Annotated in this window: 15 protein-coding genes; 13 read left to right on the top strand and 2 right to left on the bottom strand. The window is 68.7% G+C overall.

Annotated elements, in window-relative coordinates:
- Positions 1-125: 125 nt before the first annotated feature.
- From TY25_RS10040 to TY25_RS10060, 5 genes are all read left to right on the top strand, one after another.
- Positions 126-1,580, top strand: a complete 1,455-nt coding sequence (locus TY25_RS10040) for a lipase family protein (protein WP_042255649.1) — start codon at positions 126-128, stop codon at positions 1,578-1,580.
- 214 nt (positions 1,581-1,794) lie between these two features.
- A complete protein-coding gene (locus TY25_RS10045; protein ID WP_042255650.1) occupies positions 1,795-2,862 on the top strand; it encodes a fused (3R)-hydroxyacyl-ACP dehydratase subunits HadA/HadB in 1,068 nt (355 codons plus the stop codon).
- Between the two features lie 120 nt (positions 2,863-2,982).
- The gene (locus tag TY25_RS10050; protein ID WP_081868789.1) at positions 2,983-3,921 is read left to right on the top strand and encodes a Sco1979 family transcriptional regulator; all 939 of its coding nucleotides are present in this window, start codon (positions 2,983-2,985) and stop codon (positions 3,919-3,921) included.
- Positions 3,922-3,979: 58 nt separating this feature from the next.
- Positions 3,980-4,624: a TetR/AcrR family transcriptional regulator gene (locus TY25_RS10055; RefSeq protein ID WP_042255652.1), complete on the top strand. Its 645-nt coding sequence runs from the start codon at positions 3,980-3,982 to the stop codon at positions 4,622-4,624.
- Entirely contained in the window at positions 4,621-5,205 is a 585-nt protein-coding gene (locus tag TY25_RS10060) for an Rv1733c family protein (protein ID WP_146153980.1), read from the top strand. The genes TY25_RS10055 and TY25_RS10060 overlap by 4 nt, the downstream gene beginning before the upstream one ends.
- 3 nt (positions 5,206-5,208) lie before the next feature.
- Here the strand turns inward: TY25_RS10060 and TY25_RS10065 are convergent, their stop codons facing one another.
- A complete protein-coding gene (locus TY25_RS10065) occupies positions 5,209-6,756 on the bottom strand; it encodes an acyl-CoA carboxylase subunit beta (protein ID WP_042255654.1) in 1,548 nt (515 codons plus the stop codon).
- Positions 6,757-7,292: 536 nt separating this feature from the next.
- On the opposite strand from TY25_RS10065, the gene TY25_RS10070 reads away from it, so the two are divergent.
- Genes TY25_RS10070 through TY25_RS10085 form a run of 4 tightly spaced genes read left to right on the top strand, consistent with a single transcriptional unit; the run spans position 7,293 to position 11,366 of the window.
- Positions 7,293-8,264 (top strand): RsbRD N-terminal domain-containing protein, encoded by a 972-nt coding sequence (locus tag TY25_RS10070; RefSeq protein WP_226887354.1) that lies wholly within the window; start codon positions 7,293-7,295, stop codon positions 8,262-8,264.
- Positions 8,265-8,321: 57 nt separating this feature from the next.
- Positions 8,322-9,272, top strand: a complete 951-nt coding sequence (locus TY25_RS10075) for an acyl-ACP desaturase (protein WP_042255655.1) — start codon at positions 8,322-8,324, stop codon at positions 9,270-9,272.
- Positions 9,269-10,306 carry an alpha/beta hydrolase gene (locus TY25_RS10080; protein ID WP_042255656.1) on the top strand — a complete coding sequence of 346 codons (1,038 nt, stop codon included), beginning with the start codon at positions 9,269-9,271 and terminating at the stop codon, positions 10,304-10,306. Before TY25_RS10075 ends, TY25_RS10080 begins: the two co-directional genes overlap by 4 nt.
- A 37-nt stretch (positions 10,307-10,343) precedes the next feature.
- Positions 10,344-11,366: an LLM class flavin-dependent oxidoreductase gene (locus TY25_RS10085; RefSeq protein WP_042255657.1), complete on the top strand. Its 1,023-nt coding sequence runs from the start codon at positions 10,344-10,346 to the stop codon at positions 11,364-11,366.
- 4 nt (positions 11,367-11,370) lie between these two features.
- Here TY25_RS10085 and TY25_RS10090 read toward each other — a convergent pair whose 3' ends face one another.
- Entirely contained in the window at positions 11,371-12,381 is a 1,011-nt protein-coding gene (locus TY25_RS10090) for an FAS1-like dehydratase domain-containing protein (RefSeq protein WP_052382901.1), read from the bottom strand.
- 278 nt (positions 12,382-12,659) lie between these two features.
- On the opposite strand from TY25_RS10090, the gene TY25_RS10095 reads away from it, so the two are divergent.
- The 4 genes from TY25_RS10095 to TY25_RS10110 all read left to right on the top strand — a co-directional run bounded on the left by TY25_RS10095 (position 12,660) and on the right by TY25_RS10110 (position 17,830).
- Complete coding sequence (locus TY25_RS10095; RefSeq protein ID WP_226887353.1) at positions 12,660-13,865, top strand: esterase/lipase family protein; 1,206 nt, start codon at positions 12,660-12,662, stop codon at positions 13,863-13,865.
- Between the two features lie 256 nt (positions 13,866-14,121).
- Positions 14,122-15,243, top strand: coding sequence for an esterase/lipase family protein (locus tag TY25_RS10100; RefSeq protein ID WP_042255658.1), 1,122 nt, complete (start codon positions 14,122-14,124; stop codon positions 15,241-15,243).
- Between the two features lie 71 nt (positions 15,244-15,314).
- Positions 15,315-16,751 (top strand): phenylacetate--CoA ligase family protein, encoded by a 1,437-nt coding sequence (locus TY25_RS10105; RefSeq protein WP_042255659.1) that lies wholly within the window; start codon positions 15,315-15,317, stop codon positions 16,749-16,751.
- Positions 16,748-17,830: a ThiF family adenylyltransferase gene (locus tag TY25_RS10110; RefSeq protein WP_042255660.1), complete on the top strand. Its 1,083-nt coding sequence runs from the start codon at positions 16,748-16,750 to the stop codon at positions 17,828-17,830. The genes TY25_RS10105 and TY25_RS10110 overlap by 4 nt, the downstream gene beginning before the upstream one ends.

Genomic DNA, 17,830 nt, shown 5'->3' on the forward strand with positions numbered 1-17,830 from the left:
ATCGCGCCGACCGGGCGGGTTAGCCTGACCATCTGGCCTCGGTAGCAAAGGGGACTTTCCGAGGGCCGAAGGTCGCATCTCCGGGCGCCAGGGTAACCCGATGTTCGCACCCAAAGGCGTGTGCCATGAGATGCTTTTCTGCCATTGTCGTGGCACTGCTGCTGATGTATCCGGCCATGACGGGGCAGGCGGGCGCCGAGCCGCCGACTGCTCCACCCGGTCTGCCCGCGTTGCCGCAGTTGCCGTCCCTGCCCGAGCTCTTCCCGCAGCTTCTGGACGTGCCACTGCCGGACGTGCCACCGCCGAACGCGCATGCGCCCCTGCACGAATTGATCGATCAGGTGATTCCGCCGCCGCCGATCGCGGCCGCGCCGGTCGAACCGTCGCCGGTGTGGGAGGCGACCGGCGCGCCGGCGCCGGTGCTCGCGTTGCGGGCGGCGGTGCGGCCGGAGAACGTGGGCGACCCCATCTTCGACGCATGGCCGGCGAACCTGGCGGACCTCGCGCTCGGCGAGGTCATCGAGGCCAGGGACGTCACCGCGACCACCGCACCCCTGCTGGTGCTGCCGATCCAGCGCGCGCAGCTGCTGAAGTACCGGACCACCGACGCCAACGGCAATCCCTCCTTCGCGACCGCGACCCTCGTGGTGCCCGCGGCGGCGTGGCTCGGTCCGGGCCCGCGGCCCGTGGTGGTGAACAACCTGCCGATCGATGCGTTGGGCCGGGTCTGCACGCCCGGATACACACTGGCCCATGGCTTGAACTCGGAAACCAGCGTCACCGACTTCATTCCGCCCACCACCCACGTCGCGGCGCTGCGCGGCTACGCGGTGCTCATCCCGGATCACGAGGGTCCGTGGATGGCCTACGCCGAGCCGGTCACCGCCGGTCACGCCGTGCTGGACGCGATCCGCGCGGTGCGTGCGCTGCTGCCCGACGAGTTCGGCGCCAGCCGGTTCGGCCTCACCGGCTATTCGGGCGGCGCCATCGCGACGCACGGCGCGGTGAAGCTGATCGCGGGGTACGCCCCGGAGCTGACCGACCGCATCGTCGGCGCGGCGCTCGGCGGGGTGCCCGCCGACTATGAGATCCTCGCGCGCAGTATGAACGGCAATCTCGCCTCGGCAGTGTTCATGGCCGCGGTGTTCGGGATCGGCCGGGAACGACCGGAAATCCTGACCAGGATGAACAACCTGGCGCAATGGGTGGCGACCTCGCCGCTGAAGAACGCCTGCGGCAGCACGTACGGGGCGATCGGTGTGCTGATGCTGCCGATCGACATCGCCGCGAACATCCCCGATCCGTTGCATTCGGCGCTCGCGACCGAGATCTACAAGGTGACGAGGATGCCTGGGATGCGTTCGGCGACACCGCTCTACATCTACAACGGGGAACAAGAGTTCTGGATCCCCGCCGAGGGGGCGCGCAATCTCTACCGCGAGCAGTGCGCGCTCGGCGTCCCCGCGGTGTATCGGAGCGTGCCGGGCGAGCACATCATCGCGGCCGGGCTCGGCTACCCGGAGGCGATGCATTGGCTGGATCAACGGCTCCAAGGTGTCGACGCCCCGGACGAGTGCTGAGCGTTTGCCACGGTAGTGGTGGGCTGTCCAGGCCCCTGAACGGTTTTGTTACGGATCACGGCCGCCGCCGCGATGTATGACGGACGATGCACAACCCACGCGGGCGATCGGGCGGCGTCCGGACCCACCGCCCGCGCTGTGCGACTCGGCCGCGGTTTCGGTAGTGTTGGCCGGTCCGGGCGAGCTAGACGCTTCGGATTCGCGAAAGAGGCACATGAACGACATCACGATCACCGCGTCGGAACAGGCACAGGCCCTGGTGGGCCGGCACTACCGGATGACCGAGCACTACGAGGTGGGGCGCGAGAAGATCCGCGAGTTCGCGCGGGCGGTCCAGGAACAGCATCCGGCGCACTGGCACGAGGAAGCCGCGGCCGAACTCGGCTACGACGGCCTGCTCGCGCCGATGACCTTCACCTCGATCATGCTGATGTTGATGCAGCGCAAGATGTTCGAGTCCGTCCTGACCGCCTATGACATCGGCCAGGTGCTGCAGACCGAGCAGGCGATCCAGGTGCATCGGCCGGTGCTGGCGGGCGATCGGCTCGAGTGCGTGTCGTACATCGAGTCGTTCCGGCAGTTTGGCGACAAAGACTTCATGGTGACCAAGAACGTGCTCACCAACCAGCACAAGGAACTGCTGCAGACCGCGACCTCGACCGCCGTGGCGCAGACCGGCGTGGCGATCGCCACCGAGCTGCGCTCCGCCGTCGAGGGCGTCATCATGACCGGCCAGTCCGGGGCCGACCGACTGGACGCGGCCGCGCGGCGGGCGAGCCTGGGCGAGGAATCCGGGATCGTCGAGTGTTTCGACGAACCGCCCGTGGCCGATCCGCGCGATCGCGCCCGGACCCCGCACACCGTGCCCCGCTTCGAGGACCTCGCGGTGGGCCTGGAACTGCCGCCGCGCGCGGTGCTGCTGTCGCGCGGCGATCTGGTGAATTACGCGGGCGTGTCCGGTGATTCGAATCCGATCCACTTCAGCGACGAGGTCGCGCGCAGCGCGGGGCTGCCCGACGTGGTGGCGCACGGCTTGCTGACGATGGGACTCGGCGCCGGGTACCTCACCTCGTGGCTGGGCGACCCGGCCGCCGTCACCGGCTACGGCGTGCGGTTCGCGGGGTTCGCGCCCGTCGCGGCGACCAAGGCGAGCGTGCTCGAATTCCGCGGCAAGATCAAAGATCTCGACGCCGCACGGCGCACGGCGACCGTCGCGCTCACCGCCACGTGTGACGGCCGCAAGCTGTTCGGTCGTGCGACGGCCGACGTCGCACTGCGCTGAGCGGGGCGCGGACGGATCGGGGATAGCCGGATCCGTCGCAGATCGAGCACGACTCGCCGTAGTAGCGCCAGGGTCTTCGGTCAGTAGAAACTGACAAGCTTCACATGGCAGACTCGGTGAATGCGTGCTGCGGAAGTACGACAGTCGACCGATACGTCGCGCGCCGGCGCGACGCCGGCGGGCGGACCCACCGTTTTGCGCATGGTGCTCGGCGGTCGGCTGCGCAAACTCCGCGAGACGGCCGGCATCAGCCGGGAGGACGCGGGCGAGGCGATCCGCGGTTCGCATTCGAAGATCAGCAGGCTCGAACTCGGCCGCACCGGCTTCCGTGAGCGGGACCTGATCGATCTGCTGAATCTCTACCAGGTCACCGATCCGACGGAAATCGATGAATACCTGGAGCTCGCGCGGCAGGCGAACGCGTCGGGCTGGTGGCATCGCGACAGTGACTGGCTGCCCAAGTGGTACGACACCTACCTGGGTTTGGAACAGGCTGCGACACTGGTCCGCTCGTACGAACCGCGGGCGGTGCCGGAACTGCTGCAGACACCGGAATACGCGCGGGCGCTGCTCTCGCTGGCGCATTCGGGGGAGCCGCAAGCCGCCATCGAACGACGGGTCGCGCTGCGCATGGGCCGCCAGGAGATCCTGGACCGCAAGCATCCGCCGCAGCTGTGGGTGGTCGTGGAGGAGGCCGCGCTGCGCCGCCCGATCGGCGGTTCCGCGGTGTGGAACGCGCAGATCGAGCATCTGCTGCGCGCGGTGACCCGGCCGAACGTCACCTTGCAGGTGCTGGCCGACCATGTCGGCGGCCCGGCGCTCGCCGAGGGCGCGTTCACCATGCTGCGCTTCGCCGAATCGGATCTGCCCGACATCGTCTATCTGCAGCAGCTCACCAGCGCGCTCTATCTGGAGAAGCAGGTCGACCTGGACGCGTATCGCGCTGTGGCGAACCAACTTTCGGTGCATGCCGCGCCGCCGGAGTACACCGTCGGACTGCTGGAGGCGCTGCGCAGGCGGCAGCCGCGGATTCTCGATCAGCCCGCCGGTCCGGCCTGATCCGCAACCGACCGCGAAGTATTGTCTCGGCGGGACAATAAGGTGGTAAGCTGCGGGTATGAGCGACACCGGTGTCGATCTCGATGGCCGTAGGCTGCGTACCCGGCGCAGCCGGGAGGCGCTGTCGCGCGCCGCGTTCGACCTGCTGAACGAGCGGGGGCTGGACGCGGTGGCCGTCGAGGACATCGCGGTACGGGCGGGAGTCACCCGGCGCACCTTCAGCCGGCATTTCGCCTCCATCACCGAGGCGGTGCTGGGCGAGGTCGATCAAGACGTGCACATGTTCAACGAGGCGCTCTGCCGTCGGCCGCTCGGCGAGTCGCCGTTGGCGGCCTATCGCAACGCCGTGCACGACTGGTTCGACGCCGAATACGGCGGCGCGCGGTCGGCGCGGCTGGCCAGGCGGTGGACGTTATTCCAGCGATTCGAAGACGAGCCCGAATTGTTTGCCGGATATCAGCGAATCCGGGTCGAGGGTCAGCGAGAATCGGTGCGGATCATCGCCGGACGACTCGGTGTCGACCCGGTGCTCGACCTGCGTCCGGCCGCCGCGGTCGCCGCGGGCGCGGGCTTGTTGATGGCGGCATTGCAGACCTGGGCCGCCGGCGACGATCCGGATCGTTTGCCCGACCTGATCGACGGGTACTTCGACACCCTGGTCGCACTCACCACCGAATTCCGGAACGAGGAGTCACCGTCATGACCACAGGGTCGGTGAATATGTACCGCAGGACCTGCCGCCGCGTCGGGCTGGATCGAAACCCGATGCGCCGCAGAGAAGATCGCGTGCAAACCTTGGTCGCCGCCGGATTGCTGCTGTTGTTCGTGGTGCTCGTGCCGCTGCTGGTGCTGACCGTGGGTGCCACTGTCTACCGCGCCGAAACCGCTGCGGTGCAAGCGGAAATCGCCGAACTGCACCGGGTCGAGGCGGTGGTGACCGCGACCGGCAAGGCCCCGCTGTACGCCCCGATCATGCCCGCGAAGGTGGCCTGGACCGATGCCGACGGCATCGCGCACACCGAGGACTATCAGTCCACCACGGTCGTGGAACCTGGTCAGAGCGTGACCATTTGGCTCAACGGCGCCGGACGCATCGTCGAGCCGCCGTCGGAAACCCAGGCCCTCAGCAAAGCGGTGCTGCTCACCGGCGGCGCCCTCTTCGGAGCGGTGACGGTCCTCGCGGGTTGCTACTTCGGGCTGCGCCACCGGCTCGACCGCAAGCGGCTGCGGATGTGGGAAATGGAATGGGCCACAGCCGATCTGCGCTGGGGTAGCCACAGCTGAAGTTCACACCGGCATCAGGCTGTGCTTGCGCGGATTCGGCTTCGCCGTGTCCTTCTCCCGCAGCAACCGCAGCGCCTTGCGAATCTCCAGGCGCGTCTGCGCCGGTTCGATGACCGCGTCCACGTACCCGCGCTCGGCGGCGATCCAGGGCGTCGCGATGGTCGCGTTGTAGAAGTCGATCATCTGCTCGCGCGCGGCGGCGCGCTGCGCGACGGGGGTCGCCTCGAGCTGCTTGCGGCCGATGATGCCGACCATGCTCTCCGCGCCCATCACCGCGATCCGCGCCGTCGGCCAGGCGAGGCTGATATCGGCGCCGAGTTGCTTGCAGCCCATCACGGCGTAGCCGCCGCCGTAGGCCTTGCGGGTCACCACCGTCACGATCGGCACGGTCGCCTCGATCACCGCGCGGAAGAACCGTCCGCCGCGCTTGATCACACCGTTGCGTTCCTCCTCGACACCGGGCAGCACGCCCGGGGTGTCGACGACGAACACCAGCGGCAGCCCGAAGGCGTCGCACAGCCGGATGAAATGGGTGGCCTTGTCCGAGCACTGCGCGTCCAGCGCGCCGCCGAGCACCTGCGGCTGGTTGGCGATCACGCCGACGCTGCGGCCGTCGACCCTGGCGAAGCCGGTGATCAGGTTCTGCGCGGTGCCCGCGGCCATCTCGTGGAACTCGCCGTCGTCGAACATCCGCAGCAGGACCTCGTGCATGTCGTAGCCGACCTTGTCCGAGTCCGGAATGATCGAGTTCAGCTCCAGGTCGTGCGCGGTGAGTTCCGGCTCCAGGCCCGGGTTCACCAGCGGCGGCTGTTCCAGGCAGCTGGTGGGCAGATAGCTCAGGTAGTTGCGCACCCAGTCGAACGCGGCCTGCTCATCGGGTGCGACGTGATGCAGCGTGCCGTTCACGGCCTGGACGGCGGCGCCGCCGAGTTCCTCGGCGCTGACCACCTCGCCGGTGACCGCCTTGATCACCTCGGGCCCGGTGACGAACATGTACGACTTCTCGGTCGCCACCAGCACGTCCATGTTGACCGGGCCGTACACCGAACCCGCCGCGCACTTGCCGAGCATGATCGCCACCATCGGCACGTACCCGGACAGCTCCTCCTGGCGCCGGCACATCAGCGCGTACCAGGCCAGCGAGGTCACGGCGTCCTGAATGCGGGCGCCGCCGGAGTCGTTGATCGCGACCACGGGGCAGGCCTTCTCGTAGGCGAACTCCATCGCGGCCGCGACCTTGCGGCCGAACATCTCACCGACCGAGCCGCCGTGCACGGTCTGGTCGTGCGCGATCACCACGACGGGTCGTCCGTCGATGGTGCCGCGGCCGGTGACCACGCCGTCGCCGTACATCGCGTTGTTCGCGCCCGGCTGCCGGACCAGCTTGCCCATCTCCACGAAACTGCCCTTGTCGAGCAGCGCGCGCACCCGCTCGCGGGCGCTGGGTATGCCTTTCGCCTTGCGTTTCGCGATGCCGGTCTCGCCCGCGGGTTCCTCGGCCAGCTCCAGGATCCCCCGCAGCTCTTCCAGCTTGTCTCGCGTACCGCTCATATGTGGTGTAGCCCTTCGAAAACTTTGCCGCGTCGCCGGACGGGGGCGCAGCGCTCGATGGTATCCGTGGACCGTGTCGCTGCACACCTGCCGGTCGTTACCGATGGGACAGTTCACAGGTTTACCCGGCTTCCGCTCCGGTCGGGCCGGCCTCGGTGCGACCTGCGCACTCGGGCGCGAACTGTGCGAACTACCAGTCGCCGCCGCGGGTTGCGATGAGTGTTCATGACAGCCGTGGCTACACCTTTTGAAGGGCGAGCGGCGGGTTCTAGGGTGGGCTCGACGCAGCGCCGGAATGCGCGGTCGGCGCTGCGTCATACTTTGCTGCCGAGAGGGATCGGGCGGCGGCCGGATGCCGCGGCGCACGTATTATGTTGCCGGTCAACAGAAGAAATATGCGCCGAAGCGACCGGTATGCCGAAAATAACTCGCAGGCTTGTGATTTCGCCCAATGAGAGCTGTGCAGGCTGATGACTTACCTGATTCCACCGGCGTATCCCGATTCGATCACGATTCGCCGCTAGCCTTTGTCAGTCATGACGGCTATGCGGATGAGTTCGGGCACCGAGGGTCTCGCGTCGAAACTGCTGGACTACTTGGCGCAACACACCGGTGGTGGTCTGCACGGCGACGTCGCGCGGACCACGCGCAACTGTGTGGTGGCGGCGGTGGAGCGCCGGACGCCACGGTGGCAGGCGGCGCTGGGCGAACCACCCGAAATCGCGGGTATCGCAACACGATCGGCGCGTGAGGGAGTCGCACTGGAAACGGTGCTCGGCGCCTACCATGACGAAATCCGTTCCGGCCTCGAATTCGTCGCGGCGGACACCGAGAACGACGAGCTGGTCGCGGGCGCGCAATTGATCTTGCAGGTACTGGAAATGGTCACGCTCACCGCCTCGACCGCCTACGTGGACGAGCATCGGCTGGTCGCCCGCGAACACCAGACTGCCGCACAGACTTTGGTCGCCGCGCTGCTCGGCGGGCACGCGCTGGGAGAGCTGGCGGCGCAGACCGGGATCGCGATCGCCGCGCGGTATCAGGTGGTGGCGCTGCACATCCCGGCACACCCGGACGAGCGAAGACCGGGTGCCGGAACCGTGGCCGCGCGGCGCAAACTGCGCAGGTTGCAGGCGGCGCTGGCCGATCCGCTCGGCTCCCGGGCCTTGCCGCTGCTCTCGGCGGCGGGTGGCACGATCCTGGTACCGGTCGACGCCCCGCACGCTCGGGTCGGTGCGCCCGCGATGACGGCCGACGTGCTCACTCTGCTGAGCGAGGCCGCCGAGGTGTCGCTGACCGCGGTGGTGGCCACCGGCGAGACCGCGTGCATACCCGAATTGGCCGCGCACACCCACGATCTGCTGGACCGGATGCGGACGGCGGGCCGGCCGCCCGGTCTCTATCGGATCTGTGAGCCGGTGGCCGCACCGGATTGTGACGGCGAACAGCCGGTCCGGGTGCCGGTCGTCACCTCCACCAATGATCACGAAATAGGCCGTTCCGCCTGATATTTCCGCGTTATCGTCGAAATCGGCGTGCGCGCCGCGCCGAGCAGAGGAGTGCGAGTGACCACCGCGTTGACCGATACGGATATTCTCCGCGAACTGGAACCCGTCGCCGAGCGCCTGCTGAATGATCATCTGCGCAAGACCAAGGCGTGGCACCCGCACGACTATGTGCCCTGGGATGATGGGCGGAATTTCGCCGCCCTCGGCGGAATCGATTGGGCGCCCGAGCAATCGAAGCTCACCGAAGTGGCTCGGGTCGCGATGGTGACCAACCTGCTCACCGAGGACAATCTGCCCTCCTATCACCGGGAGATCTCGGAATCGTTCTCCCTCGACGGTGTTTGGGGCACCTGGGTGGGGCGCTGGACCGCCGAGGAGAACCGGCACGCGATTGTCATGCGCGACTATTTGGTGGTCACCCGCGCGGTCGACCCGGTGGCGTTGGAGCAGGCCAGGATGGCGCATATGACGACGGGTGTCGCGAAACCCGTGAAAGGACCGCAGTTTCTGCGGTCTGTCGCTTATGTGACACTCCAGGAATTGGCCACGAGAATCAGTCATCGGAACACCGGTATCGCGTGCAACGAGCCTGTCGCCGAGCGTATGCTGCAACGTATTGCCGCCGATGAAAACCTGCACATGATCTTTTATCGCAACATCAGCGCCGCGGCACTCGACCTGCTGCCGAACGAGATGCTGCGTGCCGTCACGGATATCGTCACGCGCTTCCAGATGCCGGGCCTGACCCAGCCGAACTTCCGCCGCAACGCCGTCGTGCTGGCGAAACACGGCATCTACGACCTCCGGCAACACCTGGACACAGTGGTGCAGCCCGTTTTACGGGCATGGCGCGTGTTCGAGCGCACCGATCTGTCCGGCGACGGCGCACGGGCCCGCGACGAGCTGGCGGCCTACCTCGACGAATTAGCGCAGCAGGCAACGCGATTCGAGGAGCAACGCGATCGAGTAGCGGCCAGACAGGCAGAACGAGCCGCCGCGGCGCAATGAGTACCCGAGGGCCGATCACCGCGGCGGCGATGGTAGCCATCGCCGTGCTGGCCGGTGTGCCCGCGCAGGCGGACGACGTGCCCGGCGTGCCGAGCGCGCCGCCGCCCGCGATCGATCCCGCGATGACCCGGACCGGACTGCTGTCCATCGAGAGCATCGGACCGCAGCGGGACCACCTGAAGATCGCGTCCGCGGCCATGCGCCGGGTGATCGAGGTGGACGTGTTGCGCGGCACCGGCGCGGCACCGCGCCCGACGCTGTATCTGCTCGACGGCGTCGACGGCGAGACCACCTCGGGCTGGCTCAGCAAGGGCGGCGCGGCGGAGTTCTTCGCGGACAAGCCGGTGGACGTGGTGCTGACCAGCGGCGGTACCGGCAGCATGTACAGCGACTGGGTCCGCCACGACACCGCGCTCGGACTCAATCGGTGGGAGACCTTCCTGACCGAGGAACTGCCGCCGATCGTGGAATCGCTGCTGAAGGCCGACGGACGCCGGGCCATCGCGGGCGTGTCCATGGGCGCGCAGGCGGCGATGATGCTGGCGCAGCGCCATCCGGGCCGCTACCGCGCCGTCGCGGGCATGAGCGGCTGCTATTCCACCGCCGACCCGCTCGGCCACGCGGTCACCACGATCACCGTGGCCTCGCGCGGCGGTAATGTCGAAAACCTCTGGGGGCCACCGACTTCCCCGGAATGGGCGGCGCACGACAGCCTGCTCGGCGCACCGGCGCTGCGCGGCACCGCGATCTATCTGTCGGCCGCCACCGGCACGCCGACCGGCGCCGATCTGGTGTCGATCGCGCAGTCCCCGTCGATCGTCGACGCGCTGCGGCTGGCCGGCGGCGGCGCCGCGCTGGAAGCGGGGGCGCGCACCTGCACCGAACGCTTCGCGGGGCGGCTGCACGAGCTGAAGATCCCCGCCGTCGTCGAGTACGCGCCCGAGGGCATGCACACCTGGCCTGATTTCGAAGCCCAGCTGCCGCGGGCCTGGCGGGTATTGGCCGAGGCGTTGGCGCTGCCGTCGCCGAAGTGACGGGGAATCACCGCTCGGCGCGCGCGTTGAGACAGGTATGACCTCGGCACTTCCCTCCGTCCGGTTCTCCATCCTGGACCGCTCCCGCGTCCGGCGCGGGCAGAGCCATCCCGCGGCGTTGCGCGACACGATCGAGTTCGCGCGGCTCGCGGAGGAATGGGGTTATCACCGATTCTGGGTGTCGGAGCACCACGGCGTGCCCGGCGTCGCCGGGTCGGCGCCGACGGTGCTGGCCGCGGCCGCCGCGGCGGCGACCGCGCACATCCGGATCGGCACCGGCGGGGTCATGCTGCCCAATCATCAGCCGTTGATCGTCGCCGAACAGTTCGGTGTGCTGGAATCGCTGTATCCGGGCCGGATCGATATGGGTCTGGGCCGCTCGGTCGGCTTCACCGACGGGGTCCGGCGCGCGCTCGGACACGACAAACGCGACGCCGAGGACTTCGACGCGCAGCTGACCGAATTGCTGGACTACTTCACCCACGGCCGGCACGGCGTGCACGGCTGGCCGGCCGAAGGGCTGCGGATCCCGGCGTTCCTGCTGGCCACCGGGTCGGGCGCGGAGCGGGCAGCCCGCTTCGGGTTGCCGCTGGTGATCGCGGCGGTCGGCGGCCCGGATCGGATGATCGAGGCGATCGCCCGGTACCGCGACGGATTCCAGGCCACCGCCTGGGGTGCCGAGCCATATGTCATGGTCTCGGGCTCGGTCGTGATCGCCGATACCACCGAGCAGGCGCGGCGGCTGCTGCTGCCGGAGGCGTGGTCGGCCGCGTACTCGCGCACGCGCGGCGAGTTCCCGGCCCTGATCCCGCCCGCGGAGATCGAGGCGATGAGCATGACCGAGCGGGAACGCCGGATCTTCCAGGAGTCGTTGGCCGGGCACGTGCACGGCACCGAAGACGAGGTCGCCGAGCAACTCGAGCAATGGGTGAGCGCCACCGGTGCCGACGAGATCCTGGTACACACCAGCACCTTCGACCGCGCGGCGCGCCTGGAATCGCATCGGCGACTGGCCCGGGTGGCCGGATTGTCCACCGCGCGAACGGAATCGCCCGCATGAAAGCTCAATCCGGTGGGGGCAAGGCGACTTCGGCGGCCGCATAGCCGAAAACCGTGCGGCCGCGGGACCGGGCGTCGATGGCGATGGTGGCACGGCGCCGCCGTGCGTCCACCGCGGTGACCCGGCCGGTGAATTCGATCTCGCAGGTCGCCGCGGGCCCGATCCGCAGATAGTGCGTGTAGTGCGCGAACTGGGCGCGCAGCCGGGTGATCGCGGCCGGGTCGCCGAGGCGCGAACTGACGAAGGCCGCGGCCAAGCCGAGTTTCAGCATGCTCGGTGCGGTGGTCGCGGGCAGCGTGTACTCCGCGGCCGAAGCTGTGCCGGCGGTGTCGGGGGCGCGGTCGCCGACTATCGCGGCGAAGTCCAGGATGTCGTCGCGGGAGAGCCGGACCGTCTGCGCGGGCAGCATGGTGCCGACGGTCATGGTATGGAAGGCATTGTGGCGCAGTGGAAATCGCTTGGCCCGACGCCGCGCGGGCGCCCGATGCTCGGTGCGCCGCGGACGAGGCGCGGACTGCCCACGCGTCCCGATGGCGCGGACCGTCTCGGCCAGGCGCGGGCCGCTCGACCCGGTATGTGCGAGCAGCGAGGTGGAGCCGGTCTGCACCGGCGCGCCGTGCTGGTCGGTGAGCACACTCTTGATCGTCAAGACGTCGTAATCGGCGAACTGGCGAAATGATTCGACCGCGAGATCGCCGGTCAGCCGATCGCCCGCGACCAGTGGCCGCATGGCGTCGAACACCTGATCCGCGTGCAGAATTCGGGTCGGCCGATAGTCGGCGAGCACCGCATCCAATAATTCGCTCTGGACATCACCGAGAATTGCGCAGGCAAATGTCGCAGGGGCGACCAGGCCGGTGAATCCGAGCTCGGCGGCGGCATCGGCACTCCAGTGCGCCGGATGGAAATCCTGGACGGCCCTGGCGAATTCGCGAATCCGGGCGGCATCGACCAGATAGGGCGCCGTCGCCCGGCACCGCTGGTCGGCCAGCGTCCACGTGTTCACCTCGGTCATCGGCCCATACTCGGCCTCGCGCGCGGTCGACAGCTGCTGGTCGGCAGCTTTCCTGGAGAATTCACGATCCGCGGGCCGCTGTGTTTGGGAAAAGCTCCGGAGCGGGCGAACTGTGCCGTTTACCTAAGCCCGACAACGACATTGGTGAGCTGTCCAGATACCCCGGCGTGAGCTAGGTCGCACTTTCCGGCGGATTTAGCGTTGGCGCAGTTTCCACGCTGTCGAGCGGAATTCGGCAGCGCGTCCGAAATCTTCTGCTCGAAATAGGAAGGTATGCAATGAAGCGAAGTACCTCAGGCCGTTCGTCGCTCGCGGCGGTGGTGATGCTGGGTGTTTCGGTGCTCGTGCTCGGCGTCGGAGGTGTCGGCGCGAACGCCGAACCCACAGCGCAACCGACCGAACAAGAGCTGGCCGATTACATCGCGGCGGGCCGCAAGGCCGCGCCGGTCGCGGACTCGGGCAGTTCGTCCGGTTCCGCGTGCAACTCCGGCAGCGGCGCGGGATCGGGCAACGGCTCCGGCAACTGCTACGGCGGATCGGGGAGCAGTTCGGGGCTCTCGGGTGGATACGCCAGTGACACAGTCGGTTACGGGCCGCCGATGACCTCCTGGCTGGCGGCCTTCGGCTACGGCCTGGCCAATCCCGACGCCGCGCCGCCCGGCGCCAACGACTGGAACTGCAAGCCCACCGCCGCGCATCCGCGACCGGTCGTGCTGCTGCACGGCACCTGGATGAACGCCTACAACGGCTACGCGTACATGGGCCAGCCGATCAAGGACGCGGGTTTCTGTACCTTCACGTTCAACTACGGCCGCTCCAGTGTGATCCAGGGCGGCGGGCTCGGCGCGGTGCTGCCCGGCGTGATGGGCACCGGCTACATCCAGGATTCCGCCAAGCAGCTCGCCGTCTTCGTCGACCGGGTGCTCGCGGCCACCGGCACCGACGAGGTCGACATTGTGGCGCATTCGCAGGGCGGCTCGATGGCGAACTGGTACACCAAGTTCGAGGGCGGGGCCGAGAAGACGAAGAATCTGATCACCTACGGCGCCACCCACCACGGCACCTCGCTCGACGGCATCGGCGCGCTCGGCCGGGCGATCAACAACCTCGGCATCGATATCCTCGGCTTCATCGAGATCTTCGTGGGGCACGCGGGTATCCAGCAGACGATCGGCTCGGACTTCGTCAACCAGCTCAATGCCAACGGCGACACCGTGCCCGGCGTCGACTACACGATCGTCGGCACCCGCTACGACGAGGTCACCAACCCGTACCCGCTGACCTTCCTGCAGCCCGGCCCGGGCGCCACGGTGCAGAACATCACCCTGCAGGACGGCTGCGAACAGGACCTTTCGGACCATCTGACGATGATGTATTCGCCGCGCTCCCTGTCCATCGCGCTGCGCGCGCTCGACCCGGTCGGTCATCCGAACCTGGAGTGCACATTCAACCCGTGGGTGGTCGGCGGCGGCGGATCGCTGTAGCAACGCACGGGTGACAGACCGAGCGGCGATCGCACGCGCCGCTCGGTCTGTACTCGTTGTAGGGGCAACTGAACGAGATTCACCGGCCATTGGCCGAGCTGTCGCATCGCCTCCATCGAGCGCTGTTTTGCTCGAAGTCGCGCCGATCCGGTGCGGGCAGGTCCGGGACCACGTGCAGGGGATCCGGGCCCGCCCGCACCGGATCGTGTTGTTGTGCGGCAATTCTCGGCAGGGTGTGCGAAGCGGAAGGCGTGTGATGAGACGAAGGTCAGCCGATCGGTGGCCGATCACCGCGGTGTTGGTCGGTGTCGCGATGCTCGTGCTCGGGGTGGCGGCCCCGGCCGCGAGCGCCGCACCGCCCGATCCGTCGGTGGCGGCGCGGCTCGCCGAGCTGATCGGTGTGCGCGGCCAGCCTGCGCCGATCGCCGCGTCCGACAGCATTTCCGGCCTGTCCGGTGGATTCGCCAGTGACACCGTCGGTTCCGGTCCGCCGCAACGCGCGTTCCTGGCGGCTTTCGGCTACGGCCTGTTTCATCCGGACGCGGCGCCGCCGGGCAGCAACGACTGGAACTGCCGGCCGACCGCGGCGCATCCGCGTCCGGTCGTGCTGCTGCACGGCACCTGGATGAACGCGTACAACAGCTTCGCCTACCTGAGCAGGCCGCTACAGGACGCGGGCTTGTGCACCTTCGCTTTCAACTACGGCCGTTCCGGACCGATCCAGGGCGGGGGCGTGCCGCCGCTACTGCCCGGCGTGATGGGCACCGGTGACATCGCGGATTCGGCCCGGCAGCTGGCCGGATTCGTGGATCGGGTGCGCGCGACCACCGGCGCGGCGCAGGTCGACCTCGTCGGCTACTCGCAGGGCGCGGCCATGGCGAACTGGTACACCAGATTCGACAATGGCGCGGACAAAGTGGGGCATCTCGTCAGCCTCGGCGGCACCCACCACGGGACCACCCTCGACGGCATCGGCCTGCTCGGCCGCATGATCAACAATATCGGCCTGAACGTGATCGGTGCGGCCGGTGTCGTGGTGGGCGACGCGGCGATCCAGCAGACGGTCGGTTCGGACTTCGTCGCACGGCTGAACGCCGACGGCGACACGGTGCCCGGCATCGACTACACCGTGGTCGGCACCCGCTACGACGAGATCGTCACGCCGTATCAGTCGACCTTCCTGCGCCCGGTCGCGGGCGCGTCGGTCGCGAACATCACCCTGCAGGACGGCTGCGAGCAGGATCTCTCCGATCATCAGACGCTCATGTACTCGCCGCGCGCGCTCTCGATCGTGTTGCGCGCGCTCGATCCGGCCGGGCACCCCGATCTCGTCTGCACCTTCAACCCGTGGTTGATCGGCGGTGGCGGCGGCCTCTGACCCCACCCGCCGGGGGATCGCTTCTCCGAGCACAGGACTCCGGTCCGCCGCTCACGAAGGAGAAGCACGTCATGACCGCACCACTGTCGCTCGTCCCGGACGGTCCGCCCGGATTCGGCGGGGCACTGGCGACTTTTCACCGCACGGTCCGCCACGTGCGGGCCTACCCGGCGCATCTGGCCCGCCACGGCGTCGACCCCGAAACGATCAGCACGCCAGCGGATTTCGCCGAGCTGCCGGTGGTCACCAAGGACAACTACCTGAAGGCGCACACGCTTGCGGAGCTGATGCCGCACGGTGACATCAGCGAGGCGGGTACCTGGTCGAGTAGTTCGGGCTCCACCGGGAAGCCGACCTACTGGCCGCGGGAGCTGCTGTCGCTGCAACACAGCCGCGAGTACTACGACCGCATCCTGCGCGCGTTTGACGCCCCGGGGCGGACGACGTTGCTGGTCAATGCTTTCGCGATGGGCACGTGGATCGGCGGCACCTATACCCACCACGGCGTGCTCGAAGCGCGCCGCCGGGGTCACCGGGTCTCGGTGGCCACCCCCGGCATCGATGTGGACGCGGTGCTCGCCACCATGGCCGATCTCGGCCCGCACTACGACCAGGTGGTGCTCGCCGCGTACCCGCCGTTCGCTCAGGACGTGCTGGACCACGCGCCGCCCGAGGTGCGCGCGCTGAAGCCCGCGCTGCTGCTGGCGGGGGAGAACATCACCGAAGCGTGGCGCGACCACGTGCTCGCCCGCACGGGGCAGCCGGATCGGCCGGAGCGCACCTGTGCGATCTACGGCACCGCCGACGCGGGGGTGATGGGACACGAGACACCGACCACCATCGCCATCCGGCGGCTCGCCCGCACCGATGCCCGTTTGCGCGCGGCGCTTTTCGGCGGCGACGATCCCGCGTTGCCCACCTTCGTCGAGTACGACCCGCACCTGCGCTACACCGAAACCGATGCGCAGGGCCGGTTCCTGTTCACCGTCGACGGCGCCCTGCCGCTGGTGCGGTATCGGATCAACGACGAAGGGTCGATCCTGACGCCGTGGCAGGTCGCCGCGGCGCTGCGCCGCTGCGGGCACCGGATTCCGGTGCGCACCAACACGATCGGTGCGGGTTTTCTCGCACTGCACCGGCGCCGGGACGTCGCCGCGAGCTTCTATGCCGTGAAGCTGTACCCGGAAAACCTCCGTGCGGCACTGGAAAAGCCTGAGGTCGCCGCGCAGGTGACCGGAAAGTTCGTGCTGGCCACCGTGACCGGCGCCGCCTTCGAACAGACGCTGACCCTGCGGGTCGAGTTGCGGGCGGCGGCCGAAGCCGGTGCCGATTTCACCGCCCGGCTACGGCAACTCGTCACCGCCGAACTGGAGCGCAGCAACAGCGAATACCGCAGGCTGCGTGCCGTTCTCGGGGCGGCCGCCGACCCCGTGCTCACCCTCGAGCCCTTCGGCGGCACCGCCTTCCGGTACACCGCCAAGCACAAGTACCTGGAGCAGAACCGATGATCGAGATTCTGGACCCCTTCGCCGATACCGCGCGGATCGCGCATCTGCTGCGGCCCGCCGCGCGCTACCATCTGGTGGACGCGCACGCGGCGGCCGCGGCCGAGCTCGCCGCGATCGACCCCGCCGCGGCGGCGCTCACCTCCCGGTTCGTCGTCTATCCGTGGCGGCGCACGATCGTGCGCCTGCCCGAGGCGGAGGCGTTCTGGCGGCTGCGTACCGCGCGTAATCGGTATCTGCTCGACGAACCCGAGCAGCGCGCCTGGTCGGCCGCGCTGGTCGGCGTCGCAGGCCTGAGCGTCGGCTGGTCGGCCCTGTCGGTCTGTGCGCTGACCGGTGCGCGGCGCTTCCGGCTGGCCGAGCACGATCGGCTGTCGCTCACCAACCTGAACCGGCTGCCCGCCTCGGTGTGCGATCTCGGGGTGCCGAAGCTGACCATCGCGCACCGACGGGTGCTCGAAATCGATCCGTACAGTGAGGTTTCCGCTTTTCCGGACGGGTACACCCCGGCGGCGGCCGCGCAATTCCTCGGTACCGCGCCGGGCGCGGAACCGCTCACCGTGCTGGTGGAGGAGATGGACGATCTCCCGGCGAAGATCGATATCCGCCGCCGCGCCCGGGCCGCGGGCATCCCGGTCGTCATGGCCACCGACAACGGGGACAACGCGATCCTCGACGTCGAGCGATTCGATCTGGATCCGCGGTACCCGATCTTCCACGGCCGGGTCGGCGACCTCGATGATCTCACCGCTGCCGAACTCACGGACCCGGCCACTCGGGCGCGGGTGGCGCAGCGCATCGTGGGCACCGAACTCACGCCGCGCACCCGCTTCTCGCTCACCGAGGTGGGCCGGTCGCTGCACTCCTGGCCGCAGCTCGGCACGGCCGCGACGGTGGCGGGCGCGGCGGCCGCGTACGCCGCCCGACTGGTGGCCACGGGGCATCCGCTACCGTCCGGGCGCTACCGGATCGACCTCGATCGGGCGTTGCTCGGGAGCGCCGCCGAAGTGGCCGAGAGCTGGAACGAGCTGAGCGAGACCGCGTTCCGGGCCGCGATGGCGTCTGGAGGAGAGCGGCCGTGA

Source organism: Nocardia brasiliensis NBRC 14402 (genome assembly GCF_000308475.2).
GTDB classification, from domain to species: domain Bacteria; phylum Actinomycetota; class Actinomycetes; order Mycobacteriales; family Mycobacteriaceae; genus Nocardia; species Nocardia brasiliensis.